This is a genomic window from Pseudoalteromonas rubra (assembly GCF_001482385.1).
Classification (GTDB): Bacteria; Pseudomonadota; Gammaproteobacteria; order Enterobacterales; family Alteromonadaceae; genus Pseudoalteromonas; species Pseudoalteromonas ardens.
Genome location: NZ_CP013611.1, coordinates 614106 through 635631, shown reverse-complemented (window position 1 = coordinate 635631; position 21526 = coordinate 614106). Strand labels below are relative to the sequence as shown.

At 49.5% G+C, this 21526-nt stretch carries 16 protein-coding genes; 5 read left to right on the top strand and 11 right to left on the bottom strand.

Translation table 11 applies throughout. The features are described 5' to 3' along the window. The first annotated feature begins 24 nt into the window (after positions 1-24). The 4 genes from AT705_RS02815 to AT705_RS02800 all read left to right on the top strand — a co-directional run bounded on the left by AT705_RS02815 (position 25) and on the right by AT705_RS02800 (position 2716). Positions 25-399, top strand: a complete 375-nt coding sequence (locus AT705_RS02815) for an MAPEG family protein (RefSeq protein ID WP_046004432.1) — start codon at positions 25-27, stop codon at positions 397-399. After that, positions 399-1037, top strand: a complete 639-nt coding sequence (locus tag AT705_RS02810) for a sulfotransferase (protein ID WP_058795402.1) — start codon at positions 399-401, stop codon at positions 1035-1037. The genes AT705_RS02815 and AT705_RS02810 overlap by 1 nt, the downstream gene beginning before the upstream one ends. Positions 1038-1171: 134 nt before the next feature. Further along, positions 1172-1744 carry a tRNA-(ms[2]io[6]A)-hydroxylase gene (locus AT705_RS02805; protein WP_058795401.1) on the top strand — a complete coding sequence of 191 codons (573 nt, stop codon included), beginning with the start codon at positions 1172-1174 and terminating at the stop codon, positions 1742-1744. Between the two features lie 600 nt (positions 1745-2344). Continuing rightward, a complete protein-coding gene (locus AT705_RS02800) occupies positions 2345-2716 on the top strand; it encodes a hypothetical protein (RefSeq protein ID WP_058795400.1) in 372 nt (123 codons plus the stop codon). 175 nt (positions 2717-2891) lie between these two features. On the opposite strand, the gene AT705_RS02795 is transcribed toward AT705_RS02800, so the two are convergent. The 9 genes from AT705_RS02795 to AT705_RS02755 form a co-directional block, all read right to left on the bottom strand. Further along, positions 2892-3398 carry a DUF4376 domain-containing protein gene (locus AT705_RS02795; RefSeq protein WP_058795399.1) on the bottom strand — a complete coding sequence of 169 codons (507 nt, stop codon included), beginning with the start codon at positions 3396-3398 and terminating at the stop codon, positions 2892-2894. Positions 3399-3408: 10 nt separating this feature from the next. Continuing rightward, a complete protein-coding gene (locus AT705_RS02790) occupies positions 3409-6207 on the bottom strand; it encodes a hypothetical protein (RefSeq protein ID WP_058795398.1) in 2799 nt (932 codons plus the stop codon). Positions 6208-6212: 5 nt separating this feature from the next. Beyond that, positions 6213-12239 carry a hypothetical protein gene (locus AT705_RS02785; RefSeq protein WP_058795397.1) on the bottom strand — a complete coding sequence of 2009 codons (6027 nt, stop codon included), beginning with the start codon at positions 12237-12239 and terminating at the stop codon, positions 6213-6215. Positions 12240-12280: 41 nt separating this feature from the next. Continuing rightward, a complete protein-coding gene (locus AT705_RS02780) occupies positions 12281-13558 on the bottom strand; it encodes a phage tail protein (RefSeq protein ID WP_058795396.1) in 1278 nt (425 codons plus the stop codon). Continuing rightward, positions 13551-13958 carry a DUF6950 family protein gene (locus AT705_RS02775; protein ID WP_157576640.1) on the bottom strand — a complete coding sequence of 136 codons (408 nt, stop codon included), beginning with the start codon at positions 13956-13958 and terminating at the stop codon, positions 13551-13553. Before AT705_RS02775 ends, AT705_RS02780 begins: the two co-directional genes overlap by 8 nt. Beyond that, a complete protein-coding gene (locus AT705_RS02770) occupies positions 13942-14532 on the bottom strand; it encodes a hypothetical protein (protein ID WP_058795394.1) in 591 nt (196 codons plus the stop codon). Before AT705_RS02770 ends, AT705_RS02775 begins: the two co-directional genes overlap by 17 nt. A gap of 1 nt (position 14533) precedes the next feature. After that, the gene (locus AT705_RS02765; RefSeq protein ID WP_058795393.1) at positions 14534-15139 is read right to left on the bottom strand and encodes a hypothetical protein; all 606 of its coding nucleotides are present in this window, start codon (positions 15137-15139) and stop codon (positions 14534-14536) included. 75 nt (positions 15140-15214) lie between these two features. Continuing rightward, the gene (locus tag AT705_RS02760) at positions 15215-16228 is read right to left on the bottom strand and encodes a hypothetical protein (protein ID WP_058795392.1); all 1014 of its coding nucleotides are present in this window, start codon (positions 16226-16228) and stop codon (positions 15215-15217) included. Positions 16229-16385: 157 nt separating this feature from the next. Beyond that, positions 16386-17264 (bottom strand): DUF2971 domain-containing protein, encoded by an 879-nt coding sequence (locus AT705_RS02755; protein WP_058795391.1) that lies wholly within the window; start codon positions 17262-17264, stop codon positions 16386-16388. A 158-nt stretch (positions 17265-17422) separates the two neighbouring features. On the opposite strand from AT705_RS02755, the gene AT705_RS02750 reads away from it, so the two are divergent. Further along, positions 17423-17818, top strand: coding sequence for a hypothetical protein (locus tag AT705_RS02750; protein WP_058795390.1), 396 nt, complete (start codon positions 17423-17425; stop codon positions 17816-17818). On the opposite strand, the gene AT705_RS02745 is transcribed toward AT705_RS02750, so the two are convergent. Both AT705_RS02745 and AT705_RS02740 read right to left on the bottom strand, forming a co-directional pair. Beyond that, a complete protein-coding gene (locus AT705_RS02745) occupies positions 17815-21216 on the bottom strand; it encodes a tape measure protein (protein ID WP_058795389.1) in 3402 nt (1133 codons plus the stop codon). The two genes, AT705_RS02750 and AT705_RS02745, sit on opposite strands and share 4 nt — an antisense overlap. Beyond that, on the bottom strand, positions 21176-21520 hold the full coding sequence (locus tag AT705_RS02740) for a DUF1799 domain-containing protein (RefSeq protein ID WP_058795388.1): 345 nt from the start codon (positions 21518-21520) through the stop codon (positions 21176-21178). The genes AT705_RS02745 and AT705_RS02740 overlap by 41 nt, the downstream gene beginning before the upstream one ends. Positions 21521-21526 lie beyond the last annotated feature (6 nt).

The window sequence follows — 21526 nt, the reverse complement described above, 5'->3', positions numbered from 1 at the left end:
AATACTTACAAGTAGGTCTGCATTATGATAACAGGATTTTTTGCTGCCATATTTACCCTTTTCTATATCAAACTCAGCTTTGATATCATAGGTTTACGCCACAAACACCAGGTTGCGCTCGGAGATGGAGGGCATCCCGCATTAGAGCGGGCGATCCGTGCCCATGCCAACTTCATGGAATACACGCCGCTGCTGCTAATTCTCTTGTTCGCACTGGAATTTCAAGGTGGGCAGGCAATTTGGTTGTATCTCACCGGCGGCACCTATTTAGTCGGCCGTATTTTGCATTCATTCGCCCTGAACCTGGCTAACCTTAAGCTGCGTGTGATGGGAATGGCACTGAGCTTTTTATCATTGCTGGCGCTATCTATTATTAATCTTTATTGTTATTTTGTTTAATGGAAAAAATCTTAATTGTCGGCTTGCCAAGAACCGGCACTACCAGCGTATGTGCTGCATTTCTCGAGTTTGGGTTTAAAACAGCACATACGGCATACACACGTGAAGCGCTTGCGCAAGCGCAAGTAATTGCAGACACACCGGTCTTTAATGACTATGAACAGCTCGCCGCTTTATACCCGAACAGCCGCTTTATATATCTGGACAGATCTATGGAAAGCTGGGTCCCATCAGTCAGACGCTTGCTCACCCGCATGCTACCTAGGCTAGAGACTCACCAAGGTGGATTCAATGACACGCTAAAACGTTGCTACTATGATACTTTTGCCAACTTGAGTGCGGATAATATCGCGTGCGATCACTACTTGACAGATATCTACCAACAGCATCGTAAAAAGTTACTGTGCTTTTTGAACACACACCAGATTGAGTACTTGATATTAGATGTGTCGCACCGACACAGTCTGCAACAACTGAGCGACTTTCTGGGTATTCACACAAACTCAACTAAGCAAATGCCAAACCTTAACAAGGGTGGTAAAGTCACAGCCTGGAAGCAAATTGAGCATCCGCTCAAAGTCGAGTCAACTCGTCATGGCAAGGCAGACAGAGACAGCCTGTTATACAGTGAACAATAAAATTGTCCGATATTAAACACTCTGCTTTAAATGTGTATAAAGAGCAGGGGGTTAGAAAATAGCTTGCTGGCTTTGGAAATTAACGCTTGAGTTGGGTAAAATGCCCCAAAACCGATAACGGAACAGATTAAACGATGTTTGAATTAAAATTCCACACGCCATTCGACTGGACACATAAAGTCATGGCCGACTTTGATATCTTTTTACAGGATCATGCTGCTGCTGAGAAAAAAGCCTCTGGCATGGCCATGTCTATGTTGAGCCATTATCCGGATCGCATCAAACTGGTAAAAGCGATGGCCGATCTGGCCATAGAAGAGATGATCCACTTTAAGCAAGTGCTTAAGTTATTGACCGACCGTAACGTGACTTTAGGCAATGATAAGGCAGACCCGTACATTAAAAAAATGCGCGCCTTATTTCGCCAGGGGTCAGATGAATTTTTAATTGATCGCCTGTTAGTTGCCGCGGTAATTGAGGCGAGGGGGCATGAGCGTTTTTCTCTGGTAGCGGAAGCGTTGCCTGAAGGTAAAGAAAAAGACTTTTACGTGACCATTGCTAAGTCAGAAGAAAAGCATAAAAACCTGTTTGTCGAACTAGGTTACGAGTATTTTGACAAGGCCATAATCGACGCTCGTCTGGAAGAAATACTGATAGCTGAAGCCGAGATCTGCGAAAGTATTCCATTTACCGCTGCATTGCATTAACTGGATAAAATTCAGACTAAAAAAGCGCCATTTTTCATTATGTTAAATTGCGTGTAGAATCAAAAAGGGTGGTTCAAGTATGCTCCCTTTTTTGTGTCTGAGCATGCTCACATCGTTCAAATTTGACCAAAAGAGTAAGTAGCAGGACACTTCAGTGCCTTTTACGTTGGTTGAAAACCAATGTTACTCGCAGCTCTTAGCGGTATTGTATTTTATCTCTTCCAGAATACCGAACTTTTTAAATTCGGCTATGGCTTGATTTAGTTCAAACAGCAGGATTTTGCTGTACTTATTGTGTTTGGAAACAGCAAAGCACAGACCATTCATTAGTTAAATGGTTTAGGAAACAACGTCCAACTGATCGTATATTTGATAAAAATCATATGAAAATTTAAGAGCTTGAGGCACAATCAAGGTATACAAAAGTAAAAGGCAGGGCGCACGGTGTCTTTTATCTATGTCATACTCTATTTGCTAAAAAGCTGTAATTTATCGCTCTCTCATCGCATCTAAATTTCCACTTTTTAGCCATTATCTTTCTATCCTGCCAACACATGCATTAATACTTTGTGCTCGCAAGCACAGGTAAAAGGGTTTGTTATGAACAACGAAGAACAAAACTTCTTACATGAATTAGAAAAAAAGCTTTGGACGGCTATGGCTTTCGGAGCTTATGATTTTGACATAAGCAAAGCTGATTTCGTTATTGAAGATAACGGATATTTTTACAGGCTAACTATAGAACCAATAGAAGTTCCTAGCGGGTTTCGATTAGAGCTTAATAACGCGTTGAAACTTAGTGAGGTATTGGGGTTTATTAGTGATGCAACTAGTGCTGATGATGCTTTGATGGCAACAACTGTCACAGATATCACGCTATTAATGAATGATCTAGAAATCACAATAGTAAAGCAAGACGACTCACATAAGTTTACTGTCGCGATTTTTAATACCAGTGATTTGAGCATCTAACCCTGATGCTAACTATTATTTAGGGATCGGAGATAGATGGTGCGGTGTTGAATCACTAATTAACTATGACATTGAGGCTCTTAATGTAACGCGCCGTTTGATTTTGGATAAAAATACATTTGTTTTTAGATTTGCCGAATTTAAAAACAGAGGGCGTTTAAACCCTCTGTAAAAGCTATTTTATCCAAAGCGCAGCTTGCTTTTGCCCAGCCAAACGACCAACATGCATTAACGTAGCTTTGTCTACTTTAACAACCGTATTATCAGCCAATATCCAGTCTACTTGTTCAGTATCGGACATAAACAAACATGCTCTCGCCATACGGTTTTGACTTGTCTCATCACCGTCAAATCTCATGTTATTGTAATCAACGACTATGCGCGCAACTTCATGCGAGCGATTTTCTTTGCTTCGGTTTCTCATAGCACCTGATAGGTAATCAAAGCTAACAGCTATAGTTGGTACTGGCTTTGGGTTACTGATATCGAAGTTCGAGAGATGCTTGTTGACATCTATATTATGTTCAATTGCATATTCTTCGGCAATATTGCGTAGTTTGTTCCACTCGCAAAGCCTATCAGACTGAACCTCAGTCGCTTTTTGCAACAGAGTTTGGATATCTTGTATGTCTTTACCGAGTTCAATAGCGAGTAATACATCATTAAAGGTAACTGATGACATATAAATCTCCTTACGCGATCCCAATAGGTAGCTCTGTTTTGTGGCAAAATGATTTAACCGTATTGCCGTTAGAATCCGTTTTAGTATGCTCTCCATCAGCCCCAACAATTGAACGATTATCTCCCCAGTTTGTACCTGAATGCTGTAGCTCTGATCCATTGAACTGTAAGTAAAGTAAGCCGTTGGTACTTACCACTGAATATAAAGCCTTGACTGCTTTTGAATTGTTTGTGGGCAAGCTTAGCGAAAGCTCGGAATGAATATTACCGCTTGTAGCTAACACTCCTAGAGTTGGGTTTAAACTGTAAGAAGTGAGAGGGAACATCTTAGGATAAGCATTTGCAGTGCTGCTATCTGTTGTTGGCTGGCCGAGTAAAGACTGATTCAACCTATTGCCTAAGCCAATACTGTGAGCGCTACTTACATAAACGTTTTCTGGATTATCGTAAAAGCGAGTTTGAATAGATGGAGTAGTTAGTTTGGCGACAGTCTCATAAAGCCACATCGAAACGAGGCCAGGCACATTAGTTGACGAATGCGTAACCTTATTTGTAACACTGTCTATTGAGCTGTCAGACGATATCCATGACGTACCATGGTTTAGGGTATAGCAAAGTTTAGGCACAGATATCGCTTTGTAGTTGGCCGCGAAACTTTGTAACTGTCCATCTCCGCGCGGGACAGCAGCAACCCACGAACCACATACGCCATCTGGAAATGTCTGAGCGATATCAGCCAGACTACCAACTATGTCTACACAAGGGACTCGGTCTAGTTCGGGCACGCAATTACTTTGAGCCATGATGGTTATTGTAGTGCCATTTGGAAACTTAGCATTGAACTCACTAGTAATGTCACCAGATCCATATATATAAGCCCTTGAGCCTACACCCACATGCAAATGGTCCACAGTAAGGTCGACACGCTTAACCTTCATAGCTGCTCCATTATCACCTTGAAATAACCAGTATTCTGCTGTTATGTTACTAAATACTTTAGAGCTATTTTCATTTTGTACATCGAAGCTGATTGTGTGGTTATTAACTGAGTCATAATGGGCTTCGCCAGTCTTAATTATCTGTACTAATTGGCCGCCGTGCTTTGTATGCAACCAAAGTGGACTTTGCTTGCCTCGAAATGTGCCATTTATGAGTTTGCTCATCGCAGAGTGCACTATCGCACTGTCGACTTTTTTAACATTCAGCCTTAGATCTATTACCTGCCCTGCATGCAGACCACTTGCCTGACTCGTGCCAGCGGCTCGTTTTGTATACGCATCTGACTTGGAAACTATTGGATTATCCGTATCATCCCAGTCACTAGCTGCTCCATTTAAACGGGCACATTTGTCAGCACCAAATGGGCTATAAACAGGATGATAGGCAGACGCACTCAGACGCTGTACTAGTGCAACTGGGACAGCAATAGGCTTAGTTTGCCCATAGGACAAAACGCCTACGGTATTTTGCTCACCTTCAACAGCTACAGAATCACTGTCAGCTAATGTTGCATCGTCATGTTGGCTTTTTACAAAAACAGAGTTACTCGGAGACGCCTGCTGGCCTTGCGCGGATATCCAACTAACGCCACCACAATAGCCCCAAACCGGCAATCCCCCAGCACCATATAGAGTATCCCAGCGGCCACTATTACCACGGATAACATGCACCCGATATCTAACCTGTACCAATTCGTCATTTGCGGCGTCATGGTAAATGTTATTACTGCTGTCTTGTAATATTTGGTCCAACTGACTAATAGTTAGCTCTGATATTTTTGCGCTGTATGCGTCCGTTTCTGTGTCCCAGGTCCCTAAAGCAAAATAGCTCTGAGCGGCTGAGCTTTTGGATAATTGGATGCCTGCCCAATTACTGTGTTGATAATGGACATTTCCGTATGGGAAAATCTCGCCAGTTGTAGATATAGCCTCATGAAATTGCTCTATAAAAATAAAGTCCTGCCGTGTTTCGACAACTGTAGTCGTACTAGTTTCGCTTGCAAACGCCACTTCTGGGCTTGCGTGCTTCAACAAGGCGCCTGAAACTGAGTCAAACGTCTCTGTACCATCAGGCGGATCGGGCAGCCTGATGGAAAACAATTCGTAGTTTGCACGATTTTGGGTAGGTAGACCTCTCAACGTGTGTACTACACCGTTAATAAGCAGAATCGCTGCTTCCGTGTCGGATGGACCGATCCCATCAATCTCACGTCCAATATTCAAATACGTGTTATAGCTCGCGTTTGACTCATGAATGTACATACCATCGTTTATCGTGGGAGTGTTGCCCCCCGGATGGCGGCCCATAGTGATAAACCCTGAACCTGCATACAATCGCTGCCTATCCTGGCAGATCATATCGAACGCGGCCTTTGTCATTGCAGCAGGGTAGGGGTTTACATTGTCCAATTCACTCTGCATTTGCCGGAGGGTTTTTACTGTCTGAACGTTACCATCTAGATCTGTAAACTGAACTGAGCCCAGTTTTGTTTGCCAGTCGACCATAGCACGCACGTTGTCGTTAACCATGGTGTTAGCATTTTTGAGTGCAGTTACGGCGCTATTAAAGTCGCCACTGGTCGGCATTACGAGCGCTGGAACTTGCGATTGGGTGGCGTTACCCCAGGGTGCCAGCAACTCGATATACTGGCCCTGATTGGTGGCGTAGGCCCGGTTGACCTCAACCGGGTTGAATGAACCGACAATAAGGCCATCCCCCGGGCGTATGTTTGCGACACTCTCGCCGCTGACAACCTGTGCCACATTGGAGCCGTTGGTCACGCTAATTTTTAGTGCATTAAACCATGCCATTGTATTTATCCTCGTAGATAGATGACCGCAGCCTGTTTGACCTGGTCGGGATGTGTAAATGTGATAGGGTGGCGCGCCTGCGCGATGGTATAGGGGCGCTCGAATTCCTGGTCGGCTTGGCGCATTGCTTTGCCCCGTATTGCACTGCTACACAGGTAATCGCCAGTATCGATGTCGCCGCCCTGGCCACAAACGTTGAGCACGCCCTCGCCAAGAGCATTAAATGAGATCGCATCGTGCGTATCACGGTACTCGATAAATCGCTCAAACCCGCGATATCCGCGTAGGGCAGCCACCCGACTGGTTAACGCAGTACGCGTAATAAACACACCGCGCACCGCTCTGTCATTGGCTTTTGTAGTCGGGCCCATAGTGCAGATGGCATTAGACAGATCAGCAATATTAACCAGGTCAATATCCCGGACCAGGTCGCCAGGCTCCAGATGTACAGATTTTGCAACCAACCCGTCATGCCCGCCTGTAAACGGGCCTATCAGTCCGCGACTTGCGTACAGGGCATAGGTTCCATTGGTATAAATGGTTGCACCGTAACCCGAGCTGCTGGGGTTATAGATAAATAGATTTCCAACCGTGCCACTGTTGCCATTAATCCTTACAGTGGCAGGGTTATCTGCTGCGGTCTGACCAGGGGTGGTGACAAAGCGGGCATATGAACTAATGCGACGCGCAGAAATCCCATCATTGTTGATTGTAACGTACCCCGATACAGCGGTTATGCTGTCGATGGTGCCAGTTGCCGCAACTAGGCCATCGGCAAACACTGTACCGTCAACCAGCGCGCTGCCGTGTATGTGCAGCGTAAACGACAACCATGATACGCCCGACCAGTATTTGGTGGTTTGGGTTTTTGGATCGCTGACTTTGTAGATGGTTACAACGTCATTGCGTACCGGGCTGCCATCACACACACCTACGGCAACCGCGTCAGACCATGCGCCAGACAAAGTGCCAATGGTGTACTGACCTGGACCACGAGAGCCCGTTGATCCTGCAGGTCCTCTGACACCATCCTGACCATCGCGGCCGTCTTGGCCCCGATCACCTCTAAACCGTGACCATGTATAATCAGCCGGATTGCTCGACTCAGTAGCAGTGGTTTTATTTACGGATATGCCAATGTAATTAGTGGTGCTATTAGGTACCTGGTACATATTGCGGCCATCGTAATAGTCCGAGTACGCAATCCAGGTGTATAGTGACTGCCCGTCAGCACCAGGCTCACCGGGTACACCGTCTGTGCCATCCTGACCATCCGCACCAGGCTCACCACGTAGTTTTGACCAGATATAGTCTGCCGGGTTAGTTGACTCCACAGGCGTTGTTTTGTTGTAGGCAAAGCCTATGTAGTCGCGCCCGTCGGGGTAGTCACTCATGCCTGAGCCAGTCATGCTTTGCGCATATTTGATCCATGTGTAGGTGGTGCGACCGTCGGCTCCCGGTTCTCCGGGTACGCCCGGCAATCCTGGCTCGCCCTGTGGCCCCTTGAACAGTGACCAGGTATAGTCCGCAGGGTTGGCTGACTCTGTTGAAGTCGTTTTATTTACCGCAATACCGATATATAGCGTTTGGTCTGTGGGAATCTGATACATACTGCGCCCATCGGCATAGTCCGAGTACGCAATCCACGTATATAACGATTGCCCATCAGCGCCGGGTTCACCGGGTATACCGTCTGTGCCATCTGTGCCGGGCTCTCCACGTAGTTTCGACCAGGTATAATCGGATGGGTTGGACGACTCCACAGGCGTGAGTTTATTGTAGGCAAACCCTATATAGTCGAGCCCGCCGGGGTAGTCACTCATGCCTGAGCCAGTAATGCTCTGGGCGTATTTAATCCAGGTATAAGTGGTCTTGCCGTCTGCACCTGGTTGACCAGGTACGCCTTGATTACCTCTGAAACGCGACCAGGTGTAGTCCGACGGGTTGTTTGACTCTGTCGCAGTCGTCTTGTTGACGGCAATGCCAATATACAACGTTGCGGCACTTGGTGTCTGATACATATCAGCGCCATGGGGATAATCACTGTACGCTATCCAGGTGTATAACGTCTGCCCATCGGCTCCTGGCTCACCGGGCACACCATCTGTACCATCCTGGCCATCCGCTCCAGGCTCACCACGCAGTTTTGACCAGATATAGTCTGCCGGGTTAGTTGACTCCACAGGCGTTGTTTTGTTGTAGGCAAAACCAATATAGTCGCGCCCAGCAGGGGAGTCGCTCATACCTGAACCAGTAGGCCCCTCAGCATACTTGATCCATGTATAAGTGGTCTGCCCATCAGCGCCTGGCTCACCTGGCACCCCTTGCGGACCGCGCTCACCGTCCTGCGCCCGAATGTCATCAACGGAGTTAACGGTGTAATCACCCAGCTCTAGGCGACCTCTGAATACATGCACAGGGTTGTCCGGATCTGTATTATCAACGTATGAGGTGGGCACAAACGTGTCACCAATCATCACCCCTTGGCGGATAACGTCTGCAGACAGATCAATACTGCCTACGTCACCGTCGTTGTAACCGGCAATTGAGACTATGCGGCCCTGGTTGTTGATCACCCAGCCGCCACGTGCCACGAGTTGGCCATCCTGGGTCTCAAAGGCCTGCCGAATATCGGCAATGCTAACAGCCTGACCATCCGCATTTGTGATCGCCAGATTACGGATGTACTCAGCGAGCGGGCCATCTACCCAACTATGACCATCAGTGACGCACTGTACGGCATCAGTCTCATTGGTAATGTTGCCAGCTGCATCAATACAGTACCCAACTGCAACGCGAGTATAGGTAATCGCACTGGCCAGTGTAGCGGTATCGTCTTGTTCGATTTTGGCGACCAGATCAGTACGCTGCCTGGCCAGTGCCTGCTCCTGACTCGCCAGCGTCTCAGTCACAGTCTGAAATGCCGCCTCGGTATTGGCAGCAAAGGCGCTAAATGCCTGGTCCCGTATGATGTTTGCCGCATCAACCTCGGCAAACGCCTCAGTCACATCACTAAACGCGGCCTGTGTATCACCCACAAACGCAGCAAACCGCTCGTCACGTGTCACACTCGCCCGTACCTCACTGGCAAAGGCGCTAGCCAGGGTCGTAATGTACGCCTGGCTTTGATGGTGCAGGGCACCCAGCTCCAAGGTATAGCTGGCAGTTGACTCCAGTTCGTCGGTAACGGCACTTAGTTTGTCCTGGGCCAGTGCCAGTTTTACATCCTGCTGTGCCAGGTCATTACCCTGCATCAGCTGGTTATAGGCAGCTATTACATCGTTCAGGCTCTGCGCCTGGTCTGCAAGTTGGGCCCCGTGGATTTGTACAATGTTACGGCTTATCTCACCCGCAATCGCATCCAGGGTTTGGTCAACATGGGCAAATTGGTCATTGATACCACCGTCAGTATTGTTATAAATGGTAATTTGGTCACGGATGTAACCATCAGCGGCCGCAATCCAGCTAGCCGCATGATTGGCCTTTACCAAGGTATTATTGTCAGTCAGGGTCTGCAGGGCAGCAGTAATGCCATATTCGCCATTAAATGTATTAATTGCCGTACTTACCTGGTTACTGGTTTGGTAGCCCCGGTTATCTACCATAACGGTGGCCAGCATCATACTGCGCTCTACAACCGGGCCATCTATCCAGGTGTGGCCAGCGGCCTCACAGGACACAGCATCCTGCTCGTCTACCTGATTGCCGTTTGCGTCAACACAGTAGCCGGTTACCGCTCGGGTAAAATCAATCGCCTGCGCCACGGCTTTACCACTCTCGGTGGTTATCTCAGCCCGTAAGCGCTGCTCACGCTCAGCACTTGCCTGGCGCTCATTTGCGTAGGCGCGGCCCAGAGCTGTTACCCCCGCAGCACTTTGATTTTGCATGGCAATGAGCTGCGTGGTTTGCTCTGCAACCGCGCGCACGTCGTCGGTTACAGCGCTCAGCTTGCTGTTAGCATGGGCCAGAGTCACACCCAGCTCTGCCAACTCATTGTTACGCAATAAGGTGTTGTACTCGCTCAGCACCTCGTTCAGGGTTTTATCTGCCAGGTCCAGCTGCAGGCCTTGCACCTGCGTTACGGTTTGGCTTATCTCACCGGCTATCGCGTCCAGCTGCTGCTCAGCCGTTGCCAGCTTTTGATTAACGCCACCGTCCTCGTTGAGCAGCTGCGTAACCTGGTTTTTTATTGTGGCATTAGCGCCATCAATCCAGGTCTGTGCTGCGTTGGCCTTTACTATTACATCGTTGTCGGCCAGCTGTTGCAGTACGGCGCTAATGCCGTAGGTGGTGTTAAACGAGTCAAGTGCAGCCTGCACGTTGCTTTGTGTCTGGTAGCCCTGAGCATTGGTCCAGGCCGTCGTTGCATACTGGGCCATGCGGCCGGTTCCGGCGTCCAGCTCCTGCTCAATAGTGCTGGTTCGCGCCGTCACATCACGCAGGGCCAGGTCATTAGCACCGCGCTTGCCCACCTCGATGTAATCCACATCACAGGCACCCAGCTCAAAGGTCAGCCCCGTTATGGTACCGGCATACCCAGCTGTGCCGGTTGCATCTACCTGGACCACCTCCCAGTCGGTACTGGTTGGCTCAGGCAATGGGATTGGCTGAGCCCCGCCAAAGTGGATCAGTCCCAGCCAGGTGCTGTTTGCATGCTTGCGCACGCGCAACCTAAAAACAGGGTTTTGGTTGCCGCTGTACCCAATGGCCGGGCTGGTTAGGATATTACCACATACCACATACCCCAGGGCATTATGGCTGCTATGGCCAGTAAACCCCTCATCGCTGGTATTAAACTGCCAGCTGTAGGCCGGGGTTAGCGCTGCAATGGCTCCGGCAATTTGAGCATCCACCTCTGTATACGTAGCACGCTGATTGATTAACCCCGCCTGCACCACTATCTGTGCTGTGGCCTCTGTAAGTTGGTCCTGAGTTTGTTTAATACGGCGGGCTTCAAACGATACCCGGGCATCTACACCATCGATATGCGCCTGGGCCAGAGTAAACTGACTGTCGGTATACTGATAGGCCCGGTTAACAATGGTGCCATTGTCCGGGTCCACATAGACAATCGCATCTATCAGTCGCTCGTTGGCCAATGCCCGGCGTTCATACTCCTGCCGGAACGACGTATAGTTACCCGTTACGTCAAACACCGACCGCTGCATGTCTGTGAGCGCCAGCGCTGTCTCATCCAGTTTGATGTTGGCCAGGCGCACTTGATTGGGCAGCCCATTGGCCAACGAGTCATCCAGGGTAGCGGTAACATCCTGCAACCCCTGAATTTGGTCTATGTTTTTTGCGACCAGTGAAGGGAGGTTGTTATTGGTCTCCGGGCGCAATCGGTCAACTTGCTGGTTAATGTCCGCTATCAGGTCCTGTGCCTCCTGGCTGAGTTTTTGTAGCGGTATCTCATTAATAAACTCGGTTAGGTCAACGGTGGTTGTGGTGGCACTCACATTAACCCAGTCACTGTTACCCAGGTGATTAACAGCACGCACCCTGAACTGATAGGTGGTGAGCGGTTGCAGGCCAATGCGGTTGTACACCTGGGCAAATACTCGCTGGCCGCTGGCCGGGCTCTCAGCGGTGCCCAAAAACTCCCACTGAAACCGTGTGCCAATACCAATCGCGGGCAGGGAGGCAGTGAGCGTTACCTGGTTATAATCTACCTCAACGCTCACCTGCGGGGCATAGGGTTGCAATACACTAAACTGCACAGCCACAGACGTAGACCGCTGGCCAAATATGTTGCGGGCATACACCCGGGCGGTATACGTACCCAATGCCAGTGTTGGGACAGTCATTTGTGTATAGGTGACCGCGTCCTGGTAAACCAGAGTACTGCCCAAATAAAACTCAACATCGTACTCATGTACAGCCAGTGGAGTAGGGTGCGCCCATTTAATGAGTCCATTGCCGTCACCATCCACCGCTACCCGTACATCAAAAACAGCGCCCGGTTTACCGGCTACATAATCGCTGTTTGGCGTAATATCCACGGCCCCGGGGATTAGATCATCGGCCCACAACAGGGGCCCATCCTCAATGCATACCAGGGTAATGCCACCGGTTAATCTAAATTTACGATCAACAACACGGTATACTTTTTTACTGATGTGTTCACGGGCAGGTCGACGTAGATTGTACGGCCAACAGCGGCACGCAGGGCGGTGTGGCGCAATGGCAGCTCAATGGTTCCGAGGCGGGTCTGCTCAAGATGGATTTTAGCCAGGCGCTGCGCGGTCGTTACACTGCGGACAAAGGGCAAACTGACCGAGGTCTCAAGCGGCTGGTTGTCCTTAGCTATATACCCCTCAGCCACAACCGGAGGTGCATCTGTTCGCTCGTAATGCTGGTCCGGGTCAACAAACTGGGCGCGTACCGTGTTGGCGCGGTCGCGCAAATCTGCATGCCATTTTATTTTTACATTGCCCATCACGTCTGCTGGGCCAATGGTGTAAGTCGGGTTGCCATACCAGGCACCTACACGGACAAACCACTGACCCATCTGTCGGAAGATTTTACCGGCAAAGGTGCGCTCCAGCTGGCTCAGCACCTCGCTCGGGCGACTGGTAAACTGGAATGTGCCATTACAGGTATAGCGCGGCTCTGTAGCAGTGTTACCGTCAGTATCTGTGTACTCGGTGTCCTCGTCCGCTACGTTCGCAGCGGCAATCCACCAGTTGAGTGGGATAGTGTGCATTGGCACCTGATGCGCACCATAAAACCGTACATAGTGCAGGGCACACAGCACCGCGTTTTGTGACCAAGTCCACGTGCTTTCGTCTTCCGGGTCCTGAAGGCCATCACGCGGGTCCCATACGCGTATACCGCGTATTAAAAACTCACAATCACTTATGCCGTCCGGAAATACCTCACGGTTGTTTTCCAGCTCAATGAAAACGTGAGCCTGACCGAAACCAACGTGTTTACTGGTCCAGCCTGCCATCTTAGACACTGCCATACTATTAGCCGTGGTGTGGCGTCCATCACTCAGGGAGTAGTTATAGCTATCGGCGGGGTAGTCACTTAGCAGCTTGTTGGCAATGTAAATATCTTCTAGGGCGTCTATTGGCGCACCATTAATGAGCACAATCAGCTGCACCCACTTCTTTTCGTCGCGCTCCACGGTTGCCTGGTGCGCGATAACACCGCCAACGCGGTCGCGTCCGAATGTAATCCGCCTTGGCTGGTCAATCCCTTTTTGCAGGCCCTTGGCCAGCGTTGCCATGTCTTCCTGAGGGAGATCGGGATCTAACTTGTCCAGCAGAACACCAACGGTTTCGTCCCAGATTTTTTCGCCGAGGTCCAATATTGGGTCAACAACGACATCTACAACTTTAGACATTGGCACTCTCCAGGCTGTAGCAGCTGTAGACCATTGATAGGTCAAGTGCGGTGGTGCCACTTTGTGTAACGCAGTACACACAGTTCAGCCCCACAATACCGCCAACCAGCTGGCCATCATAGTTAACCAGGGCCAAATCGCCACGGCGTGCATACGAGTTTAAAACCGGCTTTAAACGCGCTTTAAACACGCTTTCAATGCCATCAAAGCCCAGTGCTTTTAAACGCCGCTTAGCACCCAGCTCGGTTTTGTAATGGCCTTTGAAATCGCGCGCCAGGTCAACACCCGTGCGGCGCAATATCCAGTTGGCCACAAACAAACAGCAATCAAACTCACCCCAGGCAAATTCGCGCTCAGCGCATTGGTCCAGGTAGTCCTGTAAATCAAGGTTCATATTCATAGTCGCGTCTCGGTCCGATTATTTGTCCTGGCTGGGTGTCTGGCAGATAGGTTGCGGTTGCTGCAACAATCTCGCTAAAAAACTCGTCATTGAGGTGGAGCGCTTTTTGAGTGGCGTCATTCCAACGCTGGTTTAAGCGGGCCTGTTTCCAGCGCTCGGCCTCACCGGCCACCTGCAGTTGAACTTTGCTGACACTGCCACGCTCTACGTCACAGCTGACGATGTAACCACTTTCAATCATCTGGTATTGCGATACGCGGTAATGCCCATCTACGGTGACCAGGTAAATCTGCACTCCAACGCCAATCGGGTCGTTTACAGCAACCTCACCAAGCACGGTGCCGCTTTGGGTGTGCAGTGTCAGACTGATACGCGCACTGTTGTTTTTATCGCTGGCGGGGAGTTCGCCCACCTGGCCCAGCATCCCAAGGCCATGCCAGGTGCGGTTTAAAAACCGGCGCTCACCAACACCGGTATGCAGTAGCAAATCACCACTTTCAAACGCCAGGCGCACAAAATACCTGGGGCGGCCATATGCCAAGTCCTGGACCAGGCCAGCGTTAAGTGCCTCCATACTAAAACGCCTCCCGACCTTTGATTTTCCAAGATGTGACCAGGCCATCCTTGACCTGTGCGTCTGCCAGGCCTTGCTTGTTGTCAGCGAGGCGAAACACGCCATAGGGTCGGTTGAAATAGACAGGAGTCGAATCGCCAGGAATAGAGCGAACAGGTGACTCAAATACCAGTTGCGCATGGCCATGGCTGTTAACCACAACATCCTCGGTCAGCACTTTGAGTTCGGCAGTCTCACCCAGTCCAATTTGGATGCGGGTACCAGCAGGGGCATAGGTCTGATTAACTGGCATGCCCCGGACGTTAAACAAATTGCCATCCTGGTTACTGCCATTTACGTAGCCAGCGGCAGTCAGGCTATTTTGTGGTCGGCGGTAGTCATGCATCAGAAATTTGCCAACCCGGCCACGGAGTTTGGCCAGGAACGCATCGAGCGCTAATGCTTCATCCTCGCGAACGTTGGCCAATTCGAGTTCAAATTCCCAATATGCACCTTCAAGGTCATAGACCTCTGACGCGTTATTCGCTTTACTTACATGCACCTGGCTGTTAGGAACCAGCCGGAATACGCAGGATTTTGGGGGTTTTGGTAGGGGCAAATGCTCCATAGTTTTTCATCGCTCGTCGGTTACTGTGGGAGCGAGTGTAAAAATTATGGAGCTGAGTTTTAGGTGTAAAACGTTTTACAAAGAGTTGAAGTTAGTAAGCTCCTGCAGCCCTGCGAACTCCAATGAAGAGAAGTGAAATCTATATTCATTGAACAGTTCACCTTCGTATTTTGAGTTTTTAACAAGCTGGATTATGCTTATAGCCATCTCTTTAACTAACATATCTTGATGTTTAATTGGTGCAATTTCAACTTCGTAATCCTTATTGTCTCGGCACTCAGCAAAATATGTTTCTTTATAAAGGAGTCTCACTAAGTTACTCAGAATGCGCTTTATTTCCTCATCAGTTCTTTCTTCCAAGCCTGATCGCATCAGTCTCATATAAACCGCCGGCTCGCGCTTAATCGGAGTACTGAAGATATCTCTATAGGTTGGTGCGTTACTCCCTAATGATGTGTTGATTGCCTTTAATGCTGTGAAGATGCGCGCGTCGTCAAATATAAATAGCGACTCTTCATTTGAGAGTAAACGCTTTGTGCGATCTAACAAAGGCCGTAAGTCATTCCAAAAATCTATCCCGTTCGTTTCGCTGTTGATATTCAAGACCATTAAATCAGACTTAAAGTCCAAGTAATCAGAAGGCGTTGCATCAAGGGTTTTGTTCAGCAGTTGTATCCTTGACCTTAAAAGATCCAACTCTTCTTTTTTTCTAAGAATATCTTTTGTTTCTTTAAGATCTTCCTTACTTGTAGACCAAGTTTTATAAAGCAAAAAAACACTCAAAGCGAGCAGTGTGGGTGTTATGAAGTTATTTATCGCTATTGTTGCTAGTTCTATGGAATGTGCAAGCGACTTATCAAAAAAACCAAAAATGTACATAAGTAGTAAAGTAAACGCTAGCCCAAAGAAAAGAATGGCAACCACCTTCTGTGCTTCTTTTGATAGGCATTTATTTACTTTGTTACGCAGGCGTGTATGTGCGTTGGCTACCACTGAGTGTACATTTGCTATAACCCTCACTACTACATAGAGTGCTGGCCACATCAGTACAAGAGCCACTAATGTAAATAACATTTCAGTGTCGATCATAAGATATCCTTTTATATTTCATCCTCATGATATCAATAATTTATTCCCAAATCTCCTTAAGGAGATGAAATTCAATTCACCCCAACCTTAAGATTGTTCAATTATCGTTCAGGGCTATATTGAAGTAAGGCCTTTGGGCTGTTTAAAAAAATTATTCTCAAACCAATTTACTTTTTGGCTTGAGCAGCTCAAATTTAAACCCGTAGGCTTTATCACGGATAGAATGAAACACGCGGAATGTAGGGATACTGTTTTTAAGGGCAAAACCCTTAATTTGCTCTTGCTTATGATTCTCCATTTTGCCACCTATGTAGATAGCCTTAATAGCGTTCAAAGAGTGCTTGAACTCACCGTCTCTGCATTCACCAATTATCCTCATCTCATTTTCGTGGTGCCAAGGGTTATCACATTTCGTCATAATGGCTCTAAGGTAGTTCTTATGAGTATCGACGGTGCCATTTATTGCATCATTAAGAACATCCTCTAAAACTATTGTTGGCGCTGTATCTTGCTTTGTATATGCTACCCTAGCACTTTCAAAGTAATCATTCGTTTCATTGAGACTCTGCATAAGAACCTCCAAATCATATTCAATACAGAACCCTTTTAACCCGTTTGCATAGTATCCCCACATAGACATACTGTTTAATGGTGCGGGTAATGTTGGGTGGTCTTCCTTAGACAAAGAACAGCTAAAAATACTATAAACATCGCGTAGTTTTGAAAGCTCTTCATCAATCTCTTCCATTGTAAGCTGCTTAAGCCATTGTTCATAACCTCCAGGGCTTACCATTTCCTTATCTATATACATGTCAACAACTTCCTCGTCTGGAGACATAGATCGTAAGGGCTTTTTAGCTAAGACGTTTGCATGGTACTTGAATAATAATTCCTTCGAAGCTTGGTCATCTAGGTAGTAACCCCCCTCAAACGGGTCGTTCAGGTCCTTCAGTTTGGAAAACCATAAATATCCTTGTACTAACGCGTCAATGTCATGGTCTTCTGTCGCTGCTCGGAACTTAAATACGCTGGTCATAGCTCTCTCCAAATTAAGTATGTTCATAGCTAATTTATATATAGCATAATAGTATATACATATGCAAATAAGGAATATGCGTTTTCAAGTTTTAATTCGTTTGCGGGCTCTAAGTAAGATGCTACCATAACTGTATTAATATACAGCATTAGTTGTCTATGCCCGTCATCCGCTACAAACACAACTATGGTCACATCCTGCTCACGACGGGGGGGCTGCTGCGCAACACAAAGTGCGTCAACAGGGGCAGTGTCCGATGTACTGACTTAGATGACCAGGAACACTACCTACTGTTTCGGGGGTTTACCAGCGAGTTGCGGGCTTATCATTTTGAGCGTGTAACGATGCATGATGTGACGGGCATTACCGGCGATGAGACAGGGCTATCGGGTTGGGTAGACTTAAAGGGACATTATATTGGTGTGTGGTGTGATGACGGTGTGTACCTGGCACTGGATGCAACGGGCTATCCGGTTGAGGATAAAGATTACACACCGCCCAAAAAAGCGCCAGGTGTTGTTATTAACCTTGCGCGCGTTCGCAAGCTGCGCTAGGCCGCTTTAATCGCCCGTATGATACTGCCATTAGATTTAACATTGGCGATCACCACAGCCTCAATACGGCTGGCAATGTTTTGTGCGACCAGCTCACCTTTGCCGTCATTCTGCGCTCCCTGGACAGTGATTTGATTGGTTATAGCAAAACTGATGTTGCCCTGGCTGCCGCTTTGGCCACCGGCGTTATAGTGGCGGGCCATGGCGCTGATCTCGACGTTTTGTTTTGGTGACAGGACACGCTCACCCCGTTGCAGCAGGTAAGTGCTTTCGTTGGGCACATAGTCCAAACCACCGTGGGCGATACCTGCTGGTTGCTGCGCTTTTATCTGTCTAACCTGCTGCATACCAGATAAAACAGCGGCGGCGGCTGCAGCCACACCCAGTGCAGGGCCGACTACTGGGATAGGGGCCAACGCTGTATAAGCGCCGGTTGCTGCCTGGTAGGTGTTGATCAATGCCTGCGATATAGCAAACGCCTTGTAAGCTTTAAACGCGGTTTTACTTTGCCCGGCCAGCTGTTTAAACATGTTGGCACCCAGGCCAACAACGGCATTGGCTTTTTCGGCCTGTGTTTGTTTCTCAAAATTCGCAAATGCCAGAATGTTGGATTGCAGGGCACCTGTATGGCGTGAGCGGATCTGCATTAGCCGCTCTTGGTGTGCAGCCTCATTAGCCTCACGCTGGCTGTGGTAACCCTGCGCGGCCAGTAGCTCCTGCTGCCGCTCTAAATCTCTAATCTCATTGTCTGAGTTGTGCTTTAGCTCGCCAATTTCATCATTGGCGGCCAGGCCAAGCTGGCCACGGCGTTTCGCATCTACCCGTGCTTGCTGCCGGGCCTGTTCAACGGCCATCTCATTGTTGTAGGCGGCCAGTGTCTCGCGCCCACTAAAGCCGCGCATCTGGGCAATGCGGTTCTCCAGTTCCGTGCGCAGGTCGTTACGCCGTTTTTCTTCAGCCTGGTTTTGTATGCGGGTTTTCTCGGCCTCGCGCCGAGTGGCGATGGCCTTTACATCCTCAGCATGCTTGGCGTCGAGTTGCGCCAGCAGGGCGTTGTACTTTGCTTTGTTTGCCTGGTCGTTGTCCCGGGCGGTGATCACCATAGCCCGGCGCTTTTCGTAGCTGGCCTGCAGCCGTCCTTCCTCGTCCAGCAGGCTGGTTTGCAGCTGCTGGATATTCTGGGGCAGGGCGGCGGCTGCTTGTTGTGCCTGCTCGATGACCGTTTGCCAGGGGCTCTGCTCCAGGTTTTTGTTGGTGTTGGCGGTTGCAGCTGCCAGCTTTAGCTGCTCGTCGCGCAGCTTAGATTGCTCGTTAATGTATTTTTGAGTTTGCTCAATCTGCTGACGGTAAACAAACGCAGAGCGGTCAGAGCCCGCATTATCCTGGAGCGTCTGCAGGCGCTTGAGTTTGGTATAGGCGCGGTCAATAAGTGCCGTATAGTTAGCAGCGCGCTGATTGGCTCTGTCTATATCATTACGGGCCGTCACGTTATTTACCGAGTCGTACGCTCCGGCCAGGTCTAGCAGGTTTGTTTTAAGGGATTTGCTACTCTTGGCCGCATTATCGCTCTGCATCGCAAAGTAGGCCACGCCTAACCCCGCAGTAACCGCTAGGCCAACTGGGCCACCAAACACACCCATTACAGCACTCAGGCCGCGAGCGGCTACCGATGCGCTGCGGGCAGCAACCGTATAGTTTGCGGTGGCTGTTGTCAGTGCCTGCTGTGTTACCAGGGCACGCTGGTTGGCAGCCGCCAGGCGAGCAACGGCAGTGGTACGCATTTGCTCGGTATGTGCCACATTGAGTGTATGCGCGGCATAGGTTTTTGCCTGGAGCGAGCGCTGGTGCTCAATAGCAGCAGCCGCCTGATTTTGTTTTGCCAAAGCCAGATCAGCAGTCAACGCACGCTGTTTAGCAACCACCTGAGCCGTAAATGCGGTTGTTGCACGTGCGGCACCCGCTGCCAAGTGACCACCCAACACCAGGGCCAGCCCCGTTGCTGCGGTCGTCAGCCCGTCTACCAGGTCCGCGTTTTCGCGTAGCTCCTGCATGCCATCGCGCAGCAGGTCAACAACACCGGTTACCGCAAAGTTAATCGGCTGCTCGTAATGGCGGATCAGCCGTTGATACTCGTTGCTCATCTCAGCAAACGAGGCGTTGATCTTGCCCTCTGTCGCCTCTGCCGCTCTGGCGTAGTCCTCTAATGCGGCGATCAGGTACTTTTTAAACATCTGGCTGGTTACCATACCTGCATTAACCATTCGGCGAAGGCCTCCGCCTGTGAGGCCTGCCGCTTTCTCAATGCGCTGCAACAATCCTGGCATGGGGTCCGTAATTTGGTTAAATTCCTCTGCTCTAATGACTCCGTTACCCAAGCCTTGCTCAAACCCGTATAAACTCTGCTCAACTTGCGTATTACTCGCTCCCAAACGTGCAGCAGCGTTAGCATATCCCTCCAGGATGCTTATACCCTCACGCTGGGTGATCAAGCCCGACTCCTGCAGGTTTAGCATTTTGCTATAACCTGTGGTTAAGGTCTGATACGTAATGTTTAACCTATCTGCTGTGCTAAACAAATAGCGTTGTGCAGCGTTGTAGCCTTCAGTCGTTTTTGTCAGCCCCTTCAGACGCGTATCCAGTAACTGAGCTGCGCCCGTATCACGCACAAACATCGCGCCAGTCCCTAACCCCACCAACCCAGACAGGGTAATGGCCAGATGAGAGTACCCTGTGTTTAACGCAGACACCTGCCGAGTGGCGTTTGATTGGGATGCAGCCACTTTGGCCTGCGAGGCACTTAACTGCTGGTTAGCTGCAACCAGGCGGCGTGTAGCGCTGCGCTGCAGTTCCTGCACTCGGGCAGCTTGTTGCTCGCTGGCCGCACGGCGCTTGGCCGCAATAGCAACCTGGTTATCTGACTGGGCAACTTTCTGGTTGGCGTTGGTTTGCTTGCGGGTTTCGTCGGTTGTTTTTTTAATGGCCTGGCCGGTTTGGCCGTGCGCAGCGGCTGCTGTCTTTTGGCTTGTGGCTACCTGCTGTACAACCTGAGCCTGATTGGCCGCTGCGTGAGCATGCGCCTTTGCGGTGTAGGCCGCTTTGTCCTGGCTGGCTGCTGACTGAGTTGCGGTCACTGCCACATCACGATTAGCCGCAATAACACCTTGCGCAACCAGGCTTTGCTGCATAGCAACCTGGCTGCCCCGTTGCATGGCCTGGATGGCAACCGTCTGGCCTGCAGTCGCCTGGCCAACCGCCTCAGATAGGCGGGTATTGGCACCGCGCTGTGCTTCAAGCGCTTTAGGGATCCGTTGCAGGTCCGCGATATTTTTTTTAGTGCCGTCAGTTACGGCTTTGCCGTCATACTGTAATCGTAACGCCAGTTTCAGTTTTGATTTCATCGGGTCGCCTTAACAGTCCTACAACTGTGCGCTCCAGCAGCTGGAGCTTTGTAAAATCTGCGGGGGTCAGTGTCAGGCCTGCGTAGCGCCAGGCAATGTCAGCGCGGGCGTAATCCAGCGCTACCTCCACGCCGTCCTTACAAAACTGCCACTGGCTACCGGCAGTGGTGAGGGCAGTAGCTGCCACCCAGTTATCGGGCAGCACGGCTAAATCGGTTAGTCCTTTGGGTGGCTCAACCGGCGCACCAAAATGCGCCAGGTCATCGGCTACCGTTTGGCTGGTTGTTGTTGCCAGGTCCCCCACAAACCA